Origin of the sequence: Pyxidicoccus sp. MSG2 (genome assembly GCF_026626705.1) — a bacterium.
Classification (GTDB): domain Bacteria; phylum Myxococcota; class Myxococcia; order Myxococcales; family Myxococcaceae; genus Myxococcus.
In genome coordinates, this window is the sequence record NZ_JAPNKC010000001.1 from 12168297 (window position 1) to 12186074 (window position 17778).

The 17778-nt window shown below is 69.7% G+C and carries 19 protein-coding genes; 1 reads left to right on the forward strand and 18 read right to left on the reverse strand.

Annotation, left to right across the window (positions count from 1 at the left end; all coding sequences use genetic code 11):
- Positions 1-3: 3 nt before the first annotated feature.
- The 12 genes from OV427_RS46275 to sppA all read right to left on the reverse strand — a co-directional run bounded on the left by OV427_RS46275 (position 4) and on the right by sppA (position 10179).
- Positions 4-456, reverse strand: a complete 453-nt coding sequence (locus OV427_RS46275) for an AgmX/PglI C-terminal domain-containing protein (protein ID WP_267862644.1) — start codon at positions 454-456, stop codon at positions 4-6.
- Positions 457-461: 5 nt separating this feature from the next.
- Positions 462-1604, reverse strand: a complete 1143-nt coding sequence (locus OV427_RS46280) for an acyl-CoA dehydrogenase (RefSeq protein ID WP_163996539.1) — start codon at positions 1602-1604, stop codon at positions 462-464.
- A gap of 36 nt (positions 1605-1640) precedes the next feature.
- Positions 1641-2339 carry a hypothetical protein gene (locus OV427_RS46285; protein ID WP_267862645.1) on the reverse strand — a complete coding sequence of 233 codons (699 nt, stop codon included), beginning with the start codon at positions 2337-2339 and terminating at the stop codon, positions 1641-1643.
- A 1-nt stretch (position 2340) separates the two neighbouring features.
- Positions 2341-3117 (reverse strand): enoyl-CoA hydratase-related protein, encoded by a 777-nt coding sequence (locus OV427_RS46290; protein ID WP_267862646.1) that lies wholly within the window; start codon positions 3115-3117, stop codon positions 2341-2343.
- Positions 3118-3135: 18 nt separating this feature from the next.
- Complete coding sequence (locus tag OV427_RS46295) at positions 3136-3984, reverse strand: 3-hydroxyacyl-CoA dehydrogenase family protein (protein ID WP_267862647.1); 849 nt, start codon at positions 3982-3984, stop codon at positions 3136-3138.
- 69 nt (positions 3985-4053) lie between these two features.
- Positions 4054-4476 carry a hypothetical protein gene (locus tag OV427_RS46300; protein WP_267862648.1) on the reverse strand — a complete coding sequence of 141 codons (423 nt, stop codon included), beginning with the start codon at positions 4474-4476 and terminating at the stop codon, positions 4054-4056.
- A 2-nt stretch (positions 4477-4478) separates the two neighbouring features.
- Positions 4479-4973, reverse strand: a complete 495-nt coding sequence (locus OV427_RS46305; RefSeq protein WP_267862649.1) for a hypothetical protein — start codon at positions 4971-4973, stop codon at positions 4479-4481.
- 18 nt (positions 4974-4991) lie between these two features.
- Entirely contained in the window at positions 4992-6077 is a 1086-nt protein-coding gene (locus OV427_RS46310) for an Mrp/NBP35 family ATP-binding protein (RefSeq protein WP_267862650.1), read from the reverse strand.
- A gap of 203 nt (positions 6078-6280) precedes the next feature.
- On the reverse strand, positions 6281-6880 hold the full coding sequence (locus OV427_RS46315) for a hypothetical protein (protein WP_267862651.1): 600 nt from the start codon (positions 6878-6880) through the stop codon (positions 6281-6283).
- Positions 6881-6921: 41 nt separating this feature from the next.
- Complete coding sequence (locus tag OV427_RS46320; RefSeq protein WP_267862652.1) at positions 6922-7779, reverse strand: sulfurtransferase; 858 nt, start codon at positions 7777-7779, stop codon at positions 6922-6924.
- Positions 7776-8387, reverse strand: a complete 612-nt coding sequence (locus OV427_RS46325; RefSeq protein WP_267862653.1) for a hypothetical protein — start codon at positions 8385-8387, stop codon at positions 7776-7778. The genes OV427_RS46320 and OV427_RS46325 overlap by 4 nt, the downstream gene beginning before the upstream one ends.
- Before the next feature lie 13 nt (positions 8388-8400).
- Entirely contained in the window at positions 8401-10179 is a 1779-nt protein-coding gene (gene sppA, locus OV427_RS46330; protein ID WP_267862654.1) for a signal peptide peptidase SppA, read from the reverse strand.
- Positions 10180-10282: 103 nt separating this feature from the next.
- Between sppA and OV427_RS46335 the strand changes: the two genes are divergently transcribed.
- Positions 10283-10627: a hypothetical protein gene (locus OV427_RS46335; protein ID WP_267862655.1), complete on the forward strand. Its 345-nt coding sequence runs from the start codon at positions 10283-10285 to the stop codon at positions 10625-10627.
- A gap of 10 nt (positions 10628-10637) precedes the next feature.
- On the opposite strand, the gene rtcA is transcribed toward OV427_RS46335, so the two are convergent.
- The 6 genes from rtcA to OV427_RS46365 form a co-directional block, all read right to left on the reverse strand.
- Positions 10638-11714 (reverse strand): RNA 3'-terminal phosphate cyclase, encoded by a 1077-nt coding sequence (gene rtcA, locus OV427_RS46340; RefSeq protein ID WP_267862656.1) that lies wholly within the window; start codon positions 11712-11714, stop codon positions 10638-10640.
- A 163-nt stretch (positions 11715-11877) separates the two neighbouring features.
- Entirely contained in the window at positions 11878-13818 is a 1941-nt protein-coding gene (locus OV427_RS46345) for a CocE/NonD family hydrolase (RefSeq protein ID WP_267862657.1), read from the reverse strand.
- Between the two features lie 136 nt (positions 13819-13954).
- The gene (locus OV427_RS46350) at positions 13955-14455 is read right to left on the reverse strand and encodes a response regulator (protein ID WP_267862658.1); all 501 of its coding nucleotides are present in this window, start codon (positions 14453-14455) and stop codon (positions 13955-13957) included.
- A gap of 193 nt (positions 14456-14648) precedes the next feature.
- Positions 14649-16094, reverse strand: a complete 1446-nt coding sequence (locus OV427_RS46355; RefSeq protein WP_267862659.1) for a sigma-54-dependent transcriptional regulator — start codon at positions 16092-16094, stop codon at positions 14649-14651.
- Positions 16084-17427, reverse strand: coding sequence for a sensor histidine kinase (locus tag OV427_RS46360; RefSeq protein WP_267862660.1), 1344 nt, complete (start codon positions 17425-17427; stop codon positions 16084-16086). Before OV427_RS46360 ends, OV427_RS46355 begins: the two co-directional genes overlap by 11 nt.
- Positions 17428-17457: 30 nt before the next feature.
- A complete protein-coding gene (locus OV427_RS46365) occupies positions 17458-17694 on the reverse strand; it encodes a hypothetical protein (protein WP_267862661.1) in 237 nt (78 codons plus the stop codon).
- Between the last annotated feature and the right edge of the window lie 84 nt (positions 17695-17778).

The window sequence follows — 17778 nt, forward strand, 5'->3', positions numbered from 1 at the left end:
TTCCTACTCGATGGCCTTGAGGTTGAACGGATACTCGATGGGGTGGTCCGCGCCGTCCGGAGGCTTGGGGAACGTCATGGACGACAGCACCGCCACCACGCAGTCGTGCAGGCCCGAATCCTTCAGCGTGCTCGACTTCTTCACCACCTTCGCGCCCTTCACCAGGCCGTTGGCGTCGATGGTGAAGGACGTCATCAGCCGGCCCTCTACCTTCTTGTTCTTCTCCGCCAGGTGGTCCTCGTAGCACTCCTGGATACGAGGCTGGTTGTACGAGACGACCTCCTTGATGGAGTCCGGCGTGAAGGGCATGCGCTCGACATCCGGCCCCTCGCTCTTCGCGGGGGCCGTGGCCGGAGCCGAGGCGGGCTTCCCGCCGGAGGGCTTCTTCGCGGGCGTGCCCTGTGCGAGCGCCACCGCCGAAACAAGAAGGACCGCAGGGAAAAGGACCCGCTTCATCACGCCTACTCCTTCAACAGGTTGGCGGAGATGACGATGCGCTGAATCTCGCTCGTCCCCTCGTAGATTTCGGTGATGCGCGCGTCGCGCACGTGGCGCTCGGCGTCCATCTCCTTGCTGTAGCCCATGCCGCCGTGCACCTGGAGGGCCTTGTTCGCCACGCGGCTGGCCATCTCGCTGGCGTACAGCTTGGCCATGGCACTCTCCGGGCTGTGGCGCTGGCCCTTGTCCTTCATCAGCGCCGCGCGCCACACCAGCAGCCGGGCCGCGTCGATCTCCGTGGCCATGTCGGCGATCATGAACTGGATGGCCTGGTGCTCGCGGATGGGCTTGCCGAAGGACTTGCGCTCGCCCGAGTAGCGGACCGCCTCCTCGTACGCCGCGCGGGCGATGCCGAGCGCCTGGGAGGCGATGCCGATGCGGCCGCCGTCCAGCGTGCTCATGGCGACCTTGAAGCCGTCGCCCTCCTTGCCCAGCATGTACTTCGCCGGCACGCGCATGTCCTCGAAGAACATGGAGCAGGACCAGGCGGCGCTGATGCCCATCTTCTTGTCGGGCTCGGCGCGGATGAAGCCGGGGGTGTTGGTGGGAACGAGGAAGGCGGTGATGCCCTTGTTGCCCTTCTCCTTGTTCGTCATCGTGAAGAGGACGATGGCGTCCGCCTTCGGGCCGTTGGTGATCCAGTTCTTGGAGCCGTTGATGACGTACTCGTCACCGCGGCGCACCGCGACGGTCTTCTGGGCGGCGGCGTCGCTGCCGGCCTCGGGCTCGGTGAGGCCGAAGCAGCCGAGCTTGTCGCCTCGGGCGAAGGGCGTGAGGAACTGCTCCTTCTGCTCCTCGTTGCCGAACTTCATCACCGGGTCGCAGTAGAGCGAGTTGTTCACGCTCATGATGACGCCGGTGGAGGCACAGCCGCGGCTGATCTCCTCCATGGCGATGGCGTAACAGACGTTGTCCAGCCCGGCGCCGCCGTGGCTCTCGGGAACGGCGACGCCCAGCAGGGACAGCTCCGCGAGCTTCTTCACCGCGTCCGTGGGCCACGCGTGGGTCTCATCCCACTTGCGGGCGTTGGGGATCAGCTCCTTGGCGGCGAACTCGCGGGTCATCCGCTGGATCTCGCGCTGGACGTCGGTCAGCTCGAAGTTCATGAGGCTCCTCGACAGCGGGGAGGAAAAGAGAAAGGCCTACATAGTATGGGGGCTTCCCCTCGGGAACAGCGAAGAGGAAGGCCCCCACTGCAAGCGCGGGTTGACGTGCCGATTAGAGGACGACCGGGCGGCCGGCTCCCGGGAATCCAGGGGTGAGCCAAGGAACATGTTGAGTGGCACGGTGACGTCGAAGGTGACGTCCGTGCGGTCGCCCTCCCCCGTCCAGGCCCGCCGGAGGACCAGGGACAGGGTCCACGGCACGGTGTGCCGGTGGCGCTCGATGAGGTCGTACGTCAGCCCCACGCCCGCCACCCCGCCCGAGCCATCCTCGCCCCACAGCCCCGCGCCCTCCACGAGCACGCCGAAGCGCAGCGTGTCCGGGAAGGCATACACCCGCGCCCCGGCGAGCAGCCGGAAGACCGACGGCTTCAGCCGGAGCTGGGGCTCCAGGAAGGGCGAGACGATGAGCGTGGGCCCGGGAATGTCCAGGGGCGGCGAGGCCCAGGGATGGACGGGCCAGGACAGGAGCCACCGCTCCTTCGAGTCCGCGCCCCACTCGTAGCGAACATCCGGAATGAGCGGCTCGAGCGCGCACGCGGTGTAGAGGCAGAGCGTGCGCTTCCAGGAGACGAGCGCCGGAGCGCGCCCGTCCTCGTCCCCTGCTTCCGCGGCCCATGACGGCGCCGCGGCCAGGAGGCAGGTCAGCAGTCCCCCGGCCGCGAGCGTCCGTCGCACTTCACTTGCCGGTGAAGGAAGCGGGGCGCTTCTCCAGGAACGCCTTCATGCCCTCGCGCTGGTCCGCCGAGCCGAACAGCTCGCCGAACGTCTTGCGCTCCAGCCTGTTGGCGACGCGCAGGTCCTCGTCCGCGCCCTCGAAGATGACGTGCTTGGCTTTGGCGATGGCGAGCGGGCCGTTCTTCAGCATCTTCGCGGCCACCTCGCGGCAGTGCGGCAGGAGTGCCTCGGGGGCGAACACCTCCAGCACCAGGCCGATCTCCTTCGCCTTCGCCGCGTCGATGCGCTCACCAGTGAAGATGAGCTCCTTGGCGCGAGCGCGGCCCACCGCGCGGGTGAGGCGCTGGGTGCCGCCGAAGCCCGGGATGACGCCCAGGCCCACCTCGGGCAGGCCGAGCTTCGCCTTCTCGGACGCGTAGATGAAGTCGCAGGCCAGGGCCAGCTCGCACCCGCCGCCGAGCGCGAAGCCGTTGACGGCCGCGATGGTGGGGATGGGCAGCAGCTCCAGCGCGGCCATGACGCGGTGGCCGAGCTCGCCGAACGCCTGCGCCTCCGCCTCGCTCAGCGCCGCCATCTCCGCGATGTCCGCGCCGGCGACGAAGGCCTTCTCGCCACCGCCGGTGACGATGAGCACGCGCACGTCCGAGCCGATGGAGCCCAGCGCGGACTCCATCTCCTGCAGCGTCTTGCTGTTGAGGGCGTTGAGCGCCTTGGGACGGTCGATGAACAGTGTGGCGACCGCGCCGTCCTGCTCCAGCCGGATGTTCTCGTAGGCCATGTGCGTGGGCTCCTCGGGTTAGTACTTGTAGAAGCCGCGGCCGCTCTTCTTGCCGTACCAGCCGGCGTCCACGTACTGGCGCAGCAGCGGGCTGGGGCGGTACTTGGAGTCACCGAGACCCTTGTGGAGCACCTCGGCGATGTAGAGCACGGTGTCCAGGCCGATGAAGTCCGCGAGCTGCAGCGGGCCCATGGGCTGGTTGGTGCCCAGCTTCATCGCGGTGTCGATGTCCTCCACCGTGCCCAGGCCCTCCATCAGCGCGAAGCAGGCCTCGTTGAGCATGGGGATGAGGATGCGGTTGACGATGAAGCCCGGGTAGTCCTTGGACACCACCGTCGTCTTGCCCATCTTCTCGGCCAGGGCGCGCGTGGTGGCGTAGGTCTCGTCGGAGGTGGCGGCGCCGCGGATGAGCTCCACCAGCTGCATCACCGGCACCGGGTTCATGAAGTGCATGCCGATGACGGACTCGGGGCGCTTCGTGGACGCGGCGATGCGGGTAATCGGAATGGACGAGGTGTTGGTGGCGAGGATGCCGCCCGGGCGCACCACGGCGTCGAGGTCCTGGAAGATGCGGCGCTTGAGGTCCTCGTTCTCCGTCACGGCCTCGACGGCGAAGTCGACGTCCTTCGCCTCCTTCACATCCGTGAGGGTGGCGAGCCTGGCCTCGGCGGCGGCGCGCTTCGCCTCGTCGAGCTTGCCCTTCTCCACCAGCTTCTTCAGGCCGCCCTTGATGCGCTCCGCGCCCTTGGCGAGCCCTTCCTTGGACACGTCCGCCAGCGTGACGCGCAGACCGGCCTGGAGTGCCACCTGCGCGATGCCCGCGCCCATCTGACCCGCCCCGACGACGACGATATGCTCCGTTGCCATGGTGTTCGCGAACCCCTTGGTGGATATGTGAGTGACGTGGGGCGCCATTAGCCCACGCTCTGTGGTCGGTCAACGACCGGCGGGAGGCAACCGGAGCTGGCGGACGATGTAGACGTCCTCGCCTACAGACAGCGACTCCTCCAGGCGCACACGCGCTTCACGCCCTTCCACCTTCACGAAGAGCCGCGCGTGCCACGTCCCCTCGGGCAGGTCCATCTTGAACGTCTCTTCCGGCGGCGGGCCCGAGGCGTAGAAGCGCTCCTCGCGCTTGACCACCTTGCCCTCGTCGTCCACCACCTGGAGGTCCACGGCCCGCACCGCGCTCCAGCCCGGCCCGTCGAACTGGAGGTGCAGCTCGCGCTCGGGGACGGCCGTGCGTTGCCAGAGCCACAGCCCGAAGCCCGCCAGGATCAGCAGTGGCAGGCGCTTCATCAGCGGGCTCGAGCGCCAGTAGCCGCGCTCGGGCGTTGTCGCAGGAGGCGTGTCCGCCACCGCTACTCCTTCTTCGTCCGCTTGGCGCCGGGGCGCCGCGCGTTCAGCTCGGAGACGACCACGCGGGGCGTGCCGGACTTCTTCTCCTTCGGCTCACCAGGCGTCTCGTTCTCCGTGTCCGCCTTCTCCGGCGGCACGAGGCGGATCTGCGCCTTGATCTCCACCGTCATGCCGGACATGAGCTTGAGGAACTCGTCGCGCAGCTTCTCCGACTGGAGGAAGCGGCGCAGCTCGTCGGTGACGACGCGGGTGATCTCGTCCTTGGTCTTCTCCGCCTGACCGAGGATGAAGCCCAGCGCCTCCTTGGGCAGCTTGAGCTGGCCAGCGAGGTTGCGGATGCCCTCCTCCGTCATGAAGAGGGCACCCAGGCCGGCCACGGCCATGCGGCGCACGAATTCAGGCACGAAGCCGGCGGGCCCGCTGGGGCGCCCCGACTGCCGGTCGTCATCGTCGATCAGCGGGTCGGGCGGGAAGTCGTCGTTGCCGGCCGAAGCCATGAAGCCTCTCCTTGGGAGTTATCGGGCCTGCACCACCGGAAGCGGCACGCTCTTCATGCTCTGCGCGGACACCCGTCCCGCCACATTGCGAGCGACCTCCAGGAAGGCCTTCGCCTCCAGGCTGTCCTTCGCACCCAGCACCACCGGCACGCCCGAGTCTCCGGACTCGCGCACCTTCAGGTCCAGGGGGATCTCCCCGAGGAATGGGATGCCGAACATCTCCGCCGCCTTGCGACCGCCACCGTGGTTGAAGATGGCCGTGACGTGCGAGCAGTTCGGGCAGACGAACTGGCTCATGTTCTCCACGATGCCGAGCACGGGGATGTGGACCTTGTCGAACATCTGCTTGGCGCGCACCACGTCGGCCAGGGCCACGTCCTGCGGCGTCGTCACCAGCACGGCGCCCGCGGCGCGGATGGACTGGGACAGCGACAGGGCCACGTCACCGGTTCCCGGAGGCAGGTCGAGGACGAGGTAGTCCAGCTCGCCCCAGTTCACATCGCGCACCAGCTGCATCAGCGCGCCGTGGAGCATGGGGCCGCGCCAGATGAGCGCCTGGTCCGCCTCCACGAGGAAGCCGATGGACATCACCTTGAGGCCATGGGCGACGAGCGGGTCCAGGGACTTGCCGTCCGGGCTCACCGGCTTCTTGTCCGCAAGGCCCGTCATGAGGGGCACGGAGGGGCCGTAGAAGTCCGCGTCCAGCAGGCCCACCTTGGCGCCGTGCATGGCGAGCGCGGTGGCGAGGTTGAGGGCCACGGTGCTCTTGCCCACCCCACCCTTGCCGGCGCCCACGAGGATGACGTTCTTCACCTTGGGGAGCAGCGCGCCGCCGGGGACGCCACCGCCGGCCGCGCGGACCTGGGCGCCCCACTCGATGTCGAAGGTCTTGAGGCCGGGGACGGTCTTGAGCGCGGCCTCGGCGTCCGCCTGGATCTTCCCCTTGAGCGGACAGGCCGGCGTGGTGAGTTCGATCTTGAGCTTCACCGAGTCGCCCGCGATGCGGATGTCCTTCACCATCCCCGCCTTCACGAGGTCCACGTGAAGCTCGGGGTCCATGACCTTCGACATCGCCGCGAGGACTGCCGCCTCGGAAACGCTCATCTGAACACCTGAAACCTTTTGGAAAACGGGCGGTTGGGGGCCGCCAACGGGCGCGGAATCTGCCAGCCCCCCGGGGGCTGTCAACGTCGTTTAACGCCGCTGTACGTCAAGCGCACCCTGGCGGGCTGCCGCCCGGTGGAGCATGGCCGGCGGGCTGAAGGGGTCTATCAGGAGGACTGGAGGATCAGGGGGCGGGCGGGCCATCACTCGATCGATGCCACGCGGTACTCGCCGTCCTCCAGCACCAGGACCACCGCGCGGTCCTCTCCGAGGGGGAACAGCGCCTCCCCCGCGCCGACCCGGACGTTGGCGTTGAGGGCGAGCCGGGCCCGGCGCAGGCGCTCCTTCGCGAGGGGCTCGCGCTCGAAGTCCTCGCGCAGGCGCTCGGGGGTGTAGCGGGCGCGCAGCGGCGCGGCGAGCAGGCTCCAGGCCTTCTGCCACTCGCGGGCCTCCACGTTGTCTAGGAATCGCGAGAGGGCCGCCCGGGGCACGTCCGCCGGCCGGGCCTCCACCACGCGCCACCCTTGTGCGGTGTGGGCCAGGGTGACGGAAGGGGCACGGGCCTCCAGCACCGCGGTGCCCGAGCGCACGGCGGCGGCACGCTCGCGACGGGTGGCTTCTTCCGAGTAGCGGTCCAGGAAGGCGACCTCGCCCTCGGGCGCTCCGTTGGTGAGGGCGTAGGCGTCCTGGAGGCGCCCCTCGTCCAGGGCCCGGGCATAGGCCTCGGCGACGGAGACGGGCTCGCGCGGGGTGGTGGCGCAGGCGGCCAACAAGGGCAGGCAGAGGAGGACGGTGCGCTTCATGAGGGCGCGGAGGGTAGCACCCCTGGGCGTGCTCCACCGCTCTACGTGGTTTGAATTACGGGCCGGGTGGACGGTAGTGCCCACTCGCTCCACGAGCCGTCGTACACCTGGATATCGGAGTAGCCCGCGAGCGTCGCCGCGAGGGCATCCACGCAGGCCGTGACGCCGGACCCGCAGCTGAACACGAGCCTGCGGCGTGAGCCGATCCTGCTCTCGAACAGCGCCGCGAGCTCGCTCCCGCTCTTCGCGTACCCCTTCACCTGCACGTCCGTGAAGGGCAGGTTCACGGCGTTGGGCATGTGCCCCTGCCTCAGCCCCGCGCGAGGCTCCGGGTCGAGTCCCTCGAAGCGTCGTTGCGAGCGGGCGTCGATCACTGCACAGCTCGCATCTTCCAGGGCCCGTTCCACCGCCGCGGCGTCGCAGAACGCCTTCCCGGTTGGCGCCGCGACGAAATCGCCCTCGCGCTCGATGCGCTCCGGTTCCTGCGCGGTCGGATGACCGGCTTCAACCCACGCCGGTAGACCGCCGTCGAGCACGGCCACCTGCGCATGCCCCATCGCCCTGAACATCCACCAGGCGCGCGGGCTCGAATACAGCCCGACCCGGTCGTAGACGACCACGACGCTGTCGCGATTGATGCCGAGCTTGCGCACTTCGCGTTCGAAGTGCGCGGGCCCCGGCATCATGTGCGGGAGGGACTGCGCATGGTCGCTGAACGCCCCGTCGAGGTCAAAGATGCGAGCGCCGGGAATCCGCGCGGAAGCGCTCTCTGGCGCGGAGGCCGCGCTCGGGCCGACGGGCTTCAGCTTCACTTCCAGGATGACGAGGCGCGGCTCGCCGAGCATCGACTCAAGCTCGGACACGGAGAGGAGCGCTTCCGGAAATCTGGGATGAGTCATCGGTTCCTCCTGCGAGACACCCTCGTCCCGAAATATGCCTTCTCCTGGTCGAACGACTCGAAGGAGGAAGGCGCATCCGGGTAGAGCGCCCGCAGACTGGCCCCCGCCGCCTGGACGACATTGAGGCAGGCGTGGTCCAGGGAGCTCAGCAGGAAGGAGCCACCGGGCATGTATTGGCATTGGCCGACCAGGGACACGGTGGTCGCCCATTGCTCGCAGGCCGCTCGGATGCGGTACGGAGGCGCCACCAGCTTCGCGAGGGCCTCCCGATCACACAGCTTCACCCGGTAGTTCAGCGCGTAGTACGCAAGCTCCTCATCCCGGTCGCTGGAGAGCTTCCGCATGAGCCTCGCCACTTCCGGACTCGGGGGCAGGACGTACAGGGCGAACACCAGCACCCTGCGCTGAGCGCCGGACGCGCGTTGGATGCGAGCCGCGAGCACCGTGGAGTCGTAGCGACGCGCCAGTTCCCGAGCCAGGTCCCAGTCCGAGGCCTCGCACTTCAGGGCATCACCCGCGCAGGACAGGACCTGCTCGAGCTCCATCTGCTCGAGAGGCGGAGGGCCAGGAACCTCCGTCATCATGAGGACCAGCAAGAGTGTCAGCATGGCGATTCATCACTCATCCACGGCCATGCGCGAGACGGTCCCACAGCTCCGCCAGAAGGTCGCGGACCCTGTCGCCCAGGAGCCCGGAGACGTCATCGAATCCCTCCGTACCCCACGGCCCACCCAGCCTCCACGCCGTCGGGCACAGCGCATACGTCTGCGCCCGCGCCGCGCCCATCAGCAGCTTGAGCAACGAGAGCCTCCTCTTCGGCCCACCGTACGTAATGATGTCGAACCGCTCCGCGGACACCTTCGCCAACTCCAGCGCGCGGCCACAGGCCGCCTCGAAGCCGCCGACGTGGTCCACCAGGCCCACCCCCTTCGCCCGCATCCCCGAGTACACCCGACCCTCCGCCAGCGTGTGGATCTCCTCCGGCGTCCGGCCGCGTCCCTTCGCCACGTACCCCAGGAAGCCCTGGTAGATCTCCTCCACCTCCGCCTCCAACGTGGCGCGCTCGCGCGGCGTGAAGCCCCGTGAGTTGGAGTTCAGCGCCGCGTTCTCCCCCCGGACCAGCACCGTCTGGTGCACGCCCAACCGCTCCAGCAGCACGGACGCATCGAACTTCCCCGCGAACACGCCAATCGAGCCCACCACCGCGTGCGGCGTGGACCAGATCTCCTTCGCTCCCACCGCCACCATGTACCCCGCGCTGGCGCACACCCGGTCCATGAACGCGATGACGGGCTTCTTCCGCCCCACCCGCTGCACCGCCTCCAGCATCTGCTCCGACGCAATCGGCGCGCCTCCGGGGCTGCTGATGTAGAGCACCACCGCCTTCGTGCGCCTGTCCCTCCCCGCCGCCCGCAGAGCCCTCACCACCGCGCCCGACGACGCCATCCGCTCACTGCTCGCCCCCTGCCCGGGGACGATGACGCCCGACACCGGCACCAGCGCCACGCGTGGCGGCCGCTTCATCCTCCGCCAGCGCACCGGAGGAAAAGGCACCGTGGCCAGGTACGTCGCCATGGACTCCAGCTCCGTCTCGTCCTCGTGCGCCTCCCCGGTCTTCACCAGCCCCAGGTGCACCGGCAGGTCGGCCTCGCTGACCAGCGCGTCCACCAGCCCCGACTCCACCGCACGCCGCGCGCTGAAGGGCCCCTGGTCGATGAGCGCCCGCACCTCCTCCGGCGTCTTGCGGCGCCCCCGCGCCACCGCGTCCACGAGGTCCACGTAGCGCTCGTCCAGGAACGACTCCACCGTCCGCGCCTGGATGTCCGACACCGTCGCGTGGGTGAAGAGCTCCGGCGCCGTCTTGTAGTCGCCGCGCCGCACGAAGTGGGCCTGGATGCCCACGCGTGACAACCCCTCGCCCAGGGCCGTGGCCTCCGCCGCGTAGCCCACCACGTCCACCCGGCCCATGGGCGCCAGGAGCACCTCGTCCGCCGCGCACATGATGGGGTAGGCGTCCGTCTCCACGCTCACCGCCCAGGCCACCACCCGCTTGCCCGCCCTGCGGAACTCCGCCAGCACGTCCACCAGCGCGTCGCGTCTGGCCGGCGGCACGGCCAGGTTCTCCACCTCCAGCAGGATGCCCTTCACCCGGGCGTCCCCCGCCAGCAGCCGCAGTGACTCCCGGAAGCGCTCCACCGAGGTGACGGCGGCCGGCTCCGGGCGGGTACCTCCCAGTTGAAACCGGGACTTGCGCCGCTCGCGGTACGGAGGGTCCCCCGTCAACCGGAAGCGCACATAGGCCGGCCGGTGGCGGGCGGCGAGCAGCCGGAAGGGCAGTCCCAGCAGGCTCCGCAGCAGGAGGAAGAGGTTCGCGAGGGCGATGAAGGGTAGGCGCAGCATGGCGTCCAGGGGGGAAATGTGGGCGTTCCGGCCGTAACGGAGGGCCCACAACCGCGCAAGCCCTGTTCAGCCCGTCCGTTGGGTCGTGTTAGCCTCCACCCTCATGCGAAACGCCCTCCCCCGGCTCGTTCTCGTCCTCGCCCTCTGCTCGGGCGGTGCCGCGCTGGCCCAGCCCCGGCGCCAGGTGCAGGATTTCAAGGCCCAGCGTGAGCTGACGGCCGAGGAAAAGGAGATCGCCAAGCAGCGCGCCATGGGCAACAACCTCAACTCCTATGGCAAGGACATCCAGGTGAAGCAGCCGCCCGTCCCCTGGATGGCCATTGGCCTGGTGGGGCTCGTGTTCGCGGCCGCCGTGCCCTTCGGGTTCCGGGCCTACCGGAACACGACGAAGGAGATCTCCGGCGCAAACACCTTCGGTGCCAACCGGAGTGACGAAGAAGAGGCCTGAGCCTCGCTCGTCAGCGCGGGCGGACCTCCACGGCGCCGCTCGCATCCACGCTGACGTGCACCGGTAGGAAGCACTCCACCACGCGGGCATGCGTGGTGAGGTGGTCGGTGATGCGCGCCGCCGTGAAGCGCGTGGTGCCCGGTGTGGCAGGCCCCAGCCGTCCGGAGGCCAGCAGCGCCGCGGGCAGGAGGATCTGATCCGCGAGGTGCTCGTCGAGCGCGCCCCCGGTCTCCATGAAGTCCGCCAGCGCCACGGCGGCCTCGCGCCCCACCTCCTCCGCGGCACGGCCCCGCTCGCCCAGCGCGGTGAAGCCGGCGATGGTGTGCTCGAACTGGGCCAGCACGAAGGTGACGGTGCCCACCGAGCGCGTCACCGGCAGCGGCCGGTTCTCCGCCTCGGCGAGGATGCCCCGCTCGCGCAGGGCGGCCACCGCGGCGCGGGACTGGCGCTCGGCGATGGTGAACGGCAGCCCGCCGGTGAAGGACGACACGCGCACCTCGCGCAGCATGCCACGCGCGGGGAGCTCCACCAGCAGCGGCGGCTCCTGGGGCGGGCCCACCTCGGCGACAATCTCCCCCGCGCCCTCCGGGTAGAAGCCCGCGTGCGGCATGGTGAGCTGCACGGGCAGCCCGTATGCGCGAGCCACCGGCTGCCAGACGTTGGCGACGTAGTGGTAGCTGGGGCTGTGCGGCAGGTGCGTGCCGCCGCGCAGGGTGAGCTGTCCGCCGCCGGCCAGCGCCAGCGGGTAGACGAGACACTGGAAGAGCAGCGGCGTGCTCCCGGCGGTGCTCACTTCCAGCAGGTAGTCCCCCGCGCGCACGGGGCCGGGAGTGAAGGTGAGCTCGGAGGCGCCCACGGTGGCGCCCTCGCTGGAGCCGCCGCTCAGCGCCTCGGCGCCGCGCACGCAGGCCAGGTGCTGGGGACGCAGGCCCCGAGGGTCTCGCTTTTCGCGCAGTCGGCGGATGCGGAAGGGGCGACCGGTGATGAGCGACAGCGACAGCGCGGTGCGGAGAATCTGCCCTCCTCCCTCACCCTCACTCCCGTCGAGCTCCACCCGCCCGCTGTCGGGCCCCTCCGTGCCGGTCATGTCCCTCACGTCCAAGGCGTTACCGCGTGGCAGGTGCAGCGTAACAGGAACGCAGGGGGATCTCCCGTGCGGAACGGACGTCACACTTCGTCCGTCCGCCGGAGATGTCGGGCCGGAAGCACTGCGACTTCCGGCCCGCGCTTCGAGCCTTCGAGCTCGTGCCCTACTCGTCCGCGGACGGCAGCACGCCCACCTTCACGGAGCTGGGGTGCGCCGCGGACATGTACACGCGGTGGAACGCGCGCGTGAAGTCCGCGTCCTTCGCCTCGAAGATGTTGGGGACGAAGGTCTGCGGGTTGCGGTCGATGAAGGGGAACCAGCTCGACTGCACCTGGATCATCACCCGGTGCCCGCGCTGGAAGGTGTGGAACACGTCGTTGATGACGAAGCGCACCTTCGTCACCTCGCCGGGCTTGAAGGCCTTGGGCTCGCTGTAGCTGTCGCGGAAGCGGCCGCGGAACGGCTCACCGCGCACGAGCGTCTGCTGCCCGCCGCGGTTCTTCTTCCCCTGCTCGTCGTCGTTCTTCTTCCACCCGCGCAGCGTGCCCGGATTCACGTCCACCAGCTTCACCACCCAGTCCGCGTCCGTGCCGGTGGTGGACACCCACAGCTCCGCCTCCAGCGGGCCCGCCAGCGTCAGGTCATTCGCGAGCGGCTCCGTCTGGAAGACCAGCACGTCCGGCCGGCGCGACGCGAAGCGCTGGTCCTCCGTCATGTAGTTCTTGCTCCAGCCGGAGGTCAGCTCCTGCGTGTACGGCACCGGCTTGTCCGGGTCGCTCACGTACTCGGCGAAGGACTCCGTGGTGCCCGTGGGCGCCTTGTTGACCGACAGGACGCCCTTGGGCTGGAAGTAGAGCTTCGTCTCGCGCACGCCCTTGGGCGGCCAGCTCTCGAAGCGGCGCCAGCGGTTGGCGCCCGTCTCGAACACCAGCGCCTCTGGCAGCTCCGGCTTCTTGCCGTCCTTGAGGTACGACTTGAAGAAGTCGAGCGCCAGGTCCTGGTACGTCTCGCTCGTCTTGAAGCCGAACTCCGCGTCACCCAGCTCGTTGCCCTCCGTGCCCTGCCAGCCGCCGTGCCGCCACGGGCCCATGATGAGCGTGTTGGTGGTGCCCGGGTTCTGCTTTTCAATCGCCGCGTAGGTCCGCAGCGGCCCGTACAGGTCCTCCGTGTCGTACCAGCCGCCCACCGTCATCACCGCCGCCTTGATGTTCTTCAGGTGCGGCAGCAGGTTTCGCGCCTGCCAGAAGGCGTCGTAGTTGGGGTGCGCGACGAGGTCCTTCCAGAAGGAGATATCTCCCTTGAGGTGCTTCGTGTCCGCGTTGCTCAGCGCCCCCACGTCCAGGAAGAAGTCATACGCGTCCGGCGTGCCGATGTCGTACGGCTTCCACTCCTCGGCGTCCGTGGGCTGGGGCCGCGGCTTGCCGAACACGGAGAAGAAGCTGAACGCCATGCCCAGGTTGAAGGCGCCATGCCGGTGCATGTCGTCCCAGAACCAGTCGGCGATGGGTGCCTGCGGGGACACCGCCTTGAGCGCCGGGTGCGAGTCGATGGCGCCCGCCGACGTGTAGAAGCCAGGATACGAGATGCCCCACTGCCCCACGCGGCCGTTGTTGTTCGGCACGTTCTTCACCAGCCACTCGATGGTGTCGTACGTGTCGGTGCTCTCGTCGACGTCCTTCGGCCCGGACTTCTTCGGGTTGTGCGGGCGCACGTTGAGGTACTCGCCCTCGGACATGTGGGCGCCGCGCACGTCCTGGGCCACGAAGATGAAGCCCTCCTTCTCGAAGGCCTCGCTGGGCCCCAGCGAGTTCGCGTACCGGTCCACGCCATACGGCGCGACGGTGTAGGGCGTGCGAACCATCAGCATGGGGTAGCGCTTCGCCGGGGACGCGTCGACGGGCACGTAGACGGACGTGAACAGCCGCTTGCCGTCGCGCATGGGGATGCGGAACTCGTACTTGGTGTAGCGCGAGCGGATGCGGTCTACCCGCTCCTGGGACCAGCCGTAGGGCGGCTTCGGGGCTTGCGGGCCGGACTGCGCACCCGCGGGACCAGCAAGGGAGAACAACAGGAGTGCCGCGAGGCTGCGGGACACGGAGTGCATGCACGCTCCTGGAGGAGAGGGCGTCATTCAGGGGGAACACGACCGGCGTCGGAAACTCCGACTCCGGGGCGCCACCAACGCGGGGGCCGCCCTTTTGTTCCCCAGTCCGTGAAACGCCGCGGCGCGGCACACCGCCTTACTCCGACGGTGCCCCTTCCGGAAGCGGACGGGGCCCCGCGCGGAGGGAGCGCAGCTCGCGCTCGGCCTCTTCGAGCCGGGTGGACAATTCCTGCACGCGGCCTTCCTGCCGACGCAGCGCGGCCTCGGTCTGACGCAGCTCCACGAACAGGGCCACCCTGTCCCGCAGCACGTCCGACACCAGGGGCTTGCGCATGTAGTCCACGGCGCCCTGCTTGAAGGCCGGCTGCAGCTCCGGGGAGTCACCGTCCAGGCCCGTGAGGAGCAGGACGGGGGTACGCCGGTTGCGCTCGCGCTGGCGCAGCAGCGTCAGCACCTCCACCCCGTTCATGTCCCCCAGCCGCAGGTCCAGGAGGATGACGGCGAAGTCCTCGTCGAGCACCCGCCGCAGCGCTTCCTGCCCGGACGCGGCGCGCACCAGGCGCTGCCCGAGCGGCGCGAGGATGCACTCCAGGGCGAACAGGTTCGCGGGAAGGTCGTCGACCAGCAGGATGCTCACCTGCGCAGTCGCGGAAGTGGGACGTGGAGGCGTGGCGTCGGGCACGGGTCTCGAGCGGAGGGTCGCGGGCACGGTGCGGTCGAGAATGACCGGTTCCGCGCCGCTTCCATCGCACCCTCTCACGACAACCGCCCCGCGGTGCCGACAAGAAAACACTTCACCCGGGGAGTGGACGTTCCCCGGCCCGAGCGTCCTACCCCCGCCCTTCCCCGCCCTCGTCCGGGGCCGCGTCCAGCCCGTACTTGCGCAGCTTGTCGTGCAGCGTGGCGCGGCCGATGCCCAGCCTCCGCGCGGCCTCGCTGCGGTTGCCGCCGGAGATGCGCAGCGCGTCCAGGACGAGGCCCCGCTCGTACGCCTCCACGCGCTCCTTGAGGCCCGCGCCGTCCGGTGCATCCGCGCTGGCGCCGGGGCCCGGAGCGGTGGCTCCCGCCGGGGCACCGGAGGCCGGGGACTCGGGGACGGGCAACAGCCCCAGGTCCAGCTCACCGTCGCTGGAGAGTGCGACGAGGCTCTCCAGCGTGTTCTCCAGCTCGCGCACGTTGCCCGGCCACGGCAGCGCGCGGAGCTTCTCGATGAAGCCCTCGGGCACCTTCAACGGGCCCGTGTGGAAGCGGTCGCTGAAGCGGTCCAGGAACATGCGGGCCAGCACCGGGATGTCCTCCGGGCGCTCGCGCAGCGGTGGCACGCGGAGCTGCACCACGTTGAGGCGGTAGTAGAGGTCCTCGCGGAACGTCCCCTCCGCGGCCCGGCGGCGGAGGTCGCGGTGCGTGGCCGCGAGGATGCGCACGTCCACCTTGACGGGCCGGTCCTCACCCACCGGCCGCACCTCGCCCTCCTGCAACACGCGCAGCAGCTTGGCCTGGAGCGGCGGGGCCAGCTCGCCCACCTCGTCCAGCAGCAGCGTCCCTCCGTCCGCCTCTCGGAAGAGGCCCTGGCGCACGCGGTGCGCGCCGGTGAAGGCCCCCTTCGAGTGGCCGAACAGCTCCGCCTCCGCCAATTCCTCCGTGAGCGCCGCGCAATTGAAGCGCAGGTAGGGCCTGTCCGCGCGCGGCGAGGCCCGCACCAGTGCCTCCGCCACGCGCTCCTTGCCCGTGCCGCTCTCGCCGGTAATGAGCACCGTCACGTCTCGCGAGCCCGCGCGCTGGACGAGCTGTGCCAGCCGCCCCATGGCCTCCGAGGCGAACACCAGCGAGCGGGACAGGTTCAGCTCGCCCGCGAGCCGCTCGTTCTCGTCGCGCAGCCGCACCGCCTCCAGCGCGCGGGTGACGACGGCCAGCAGCTCGTCCACGTCGAAGGGCTTGCGGAAGTAGTCGTACGCGCCCGCCTTCACAGCATCCACCGCGAAGCGCTCCGAGCCGTGCGCGGTGACGACGATGATACGCGGCGCGTGGGGCTGGCCGTGCAGCCGCTTCACCAGCTCCATCCCGTCCACGCGCGGCATGCGCAGGTCGGTGATGACCAGCTCGTACGGCCGCGCCGCCAGCTTCGCCAGGGCGACCTCGCCGTCCTCCGCGACGTCCACCGAGACGCCGGGCAGGCTGCGCAACGTCTCCTTCAGCGTGAAGCGCACGCCCGCGTCGTCGTCCACCACCAGTACATGGTGGGTGGATTCCACTGCCGCGCCCGCGTCAGCCGGCATGGGCCACCTCGCCCGTGCCCACGGGCTTGAGGATGTCCGCGGGCAGCTCTCGCGGCAGCACCAGCTCCGCCACGCATCCGCCACCCCCACGGTTCGTCAGGGTGACTTCGCCCCCGTGCTGGCGCGCCAGCGCGCGCGCCACCGTCAGCCCCAGCCCGGAGCCCTTCGCCTTGCTGGTGACGCCTGCCTCGAAGGCGCGGTGGGCCACCTCGGGCGGCAGGCCCGCGCCCATGTCCTTCACGGACACCCGGGCCTCGCCGATGGAGTTGGCATCCACCTCCAGGAGGACCTGGCCTCCCCGGGGGCTCGCCTCGATGGCGTTGTGGAGCAGGTTCATCACCACCTGCTTCACCTTGCGCGCGTCGCACACGGAGAACACGGGCCCCTGCCCCACGCGCTCCAGCCGGATTTCGCCCTGGGCGGCGAGCCCCTCGTGCAGCACCAGCGCCTCGTCACACAGCGCCACCAGGTCCACCGCGCTCACCGACAGCGGGACGAGCGGCCGCGAGAAGTTGAGGAACTCCTCCAGGATGCCCTGCATGCGCACCACCTCGCTGGACAGCACCTCCAGGCGCTCGGTGGGCTGGGCGCGGCCGGCCTCGCGCACCATGAGCTGGGTGAGCCCCTTCACCGTGGCCAGCGGGTTCTTCAGCTCGTGGGCAATCTCCCCGGACATGGACTCCAGCGCGCGCGAGTAGGAGCGGTGGGTGGCCAGCAGCTCATCCCGCTGGTCCAGCGCCTCGCGGAGCATGTCGTCGAACGTCCCGCGGATGGCGGCGCCGGCCGTGTTGACCATGATGATGAACATGAACATCAGCAACGCGATGGCGAACATCCACGGCCGGGGCGGCGCCCCCAGATAGGACAGCGGGAGCATGGGCAGCCAGCCCGCGAGCTGGGGCAGCGCCATCAATGCCAGTGCCGCGAGCTCCGCCTTGAACACGCGCAGGTGCCACGTCCGCGGAAGCGTGGTGGCGCCCACGAAGGCCAGGGGGATGATCATGGGCAGCAGCGGGCTGGCGAGCCCTCCCGTCCCCGTCACCAGGCTCTGCTGAAAGAACACGCCGAGCAGGAGGTTGATGGGGACGCTTCGCCGGGTGAGCCCCTCGCGGCGGTAGCGGCGCAGCTCGTAGATGAAGAACGTCAGGGCACCCACCACCTGGAGGACCAGCCAGGTCATCCGCCACGGCGCGGGGTCCATCGCCGCCATCCACGCCACCGCCAGCATCAACCCCGCGCCGACGGAGGCGCGCAGCACCACCATGCGCCCGAAGATGCGGCCGATGTGCCGGAGCTGGATGTCGTCGAAGTTGCGCCGGGTCCTCGAGTCCATGTCCTGCCCCTTCCACTCACACCGCGCCGGTCATGGTACGCCGGCGCGGCCTCCATCAATCACCCGTAGCACGGGCCGGGCCACGCGCCGCTTCCCGCGCGTCCCCTTGCCGCCCTGCCCGCCTTCGTCCCCCTGGCGCGAGGGCTTCCGGTTACCGGGCGACGACTGCCTTCCGGCGCCGCCCCGCGCCCGTGGCGACGCCTTGGAGGTGGCGCGGGTCGGGCTCGGGAGTGGCAGACAGAAGAACAGGTACATGTCGAGCAGCATGGGGCGTCTTCCCTTTCCTCAAATGCGCACGGGATGTGGACCACGACTCGCTGAGCAATGGTGATGCCATCGTCCATGGCCGCC

Excerpts from the sequence above, each read along its gene's own strand:
- OV427_RS46275 (WP_267862644.1), bottom strand. The coding sequence starts at position 456 with ATGAAGCGGGTCCTTTTCCCTGCGGTCCTTCTTGTTTCGGCGGTGGCG.
- OV427_RS46280 (WP_163996539.1), bottom strand. The coding sequence starts at position 1,604 with ATGAACTTCGAGCTGACCGACGTCCAGCGCGAGATCCAGCGGATGACC.
- OV427_RS46290 (WP_267862646.1), bottom strand. The coding sequence starts at position 3,117 with ATGGCCTACGAGAACATCCGGCTGGAGCAGGACGGCGCGGTCGCCACA.
- OV427_RS46295 (WP_267862647.1), bottom strand. The coding sequence starts at position 3,984 with ATGGCAACGGAGCATATCGTCGTCGTCGGGGCGGGTCAGATGGGCGCG.
- OV427_RS46305 (WP_267862649.1), bottom strand. The coding sequence starts at position 4,973 with ATGGCTTCGGCCGGCAACGACGACTTCCCGCCCGACCCGCTGATCGAC.
- OV427_RS46310 (WP_267862650.1), bottom strand. The coding sequence starts at position 6,077 with ATGAGCGTTTCCGAGGCGGCAGTCCTCGCGGCGATGTCGAAGGTCATG.
- OV427_RS46315 (WP_267862651.1), bottom strand. The coding sequence starts at position 6,880 with ATGAAGCGCACCGTCCTCCTCTGCCTGCCCTTGTTGGCCGCCTGCGCC.
- OV427_RS46320 (WP_267862652.1), bottom strand. The coding sequence starts at position 7,779 with ATGACTCATCCCAGATTTCCGGAAGCGCTCCTCTCCGTGTCCGAGCTT.
- OV427_RS46325 (WP_267862653.1), bottom strand. The coding sequence starts at position 8,387 with ATGCTGACACTCTTGCTGGTCCTCATGATGACGGAGGTTCCTGGCCCT.
- sppA (WP_267862654.1), bottom strand. The coding sequence starts at position 10,179 with ATGCTGCGCCTACCCTTCATCGCCCTCGCGAACCTCTTCCTCCTGCTG.
- OV427_RS46335 (WP_267862655.1), top strand. The coding sequence starts at position 10,283 with ATGCGAAACGCCCTCCCCCGGCTCGTTCTCGTCCTCGCCCTCTGCTCG.
- rtcA (WP_267862656.1), bottom strand. The coding sequence starts at position 11,714 with ATGACCGGCACGGAGGGGCCCGACAGCGGGCGGGTGGAGCTCGACGGG.
- OV427_RS46345 (WP_267862657.1), bottom strand. The coding sequence starts at position 13,818 with ATGCACTCCGTGTCCCGCAGCCTCGCGGCACTCCTGTTGTTCTCCCTT.
- OV427_RS46355 (WP_267862659.1), bottom strand. The coding sequence starts at position 16,094 with ATGCCGGCTGACGCGGGCGCGGCAGTGGAATCCACCCACCATGTACTG.
- OV427_RS46360 (WP_267862660.1), bottom strand. The coding sequence starts at position 17,427 with ATGGACTCGAGGACCCGGCGCAACTTCGACGACATCCAGCTCCGGCAC.
- OV427_RS46365 (WP_267862661.1), bottom strand. The coding sequence starts at position 17,694 with ATGCTGCTCGACATGTACCTGTTCTTCTGTCTGCCACTCCCGAGCCCG.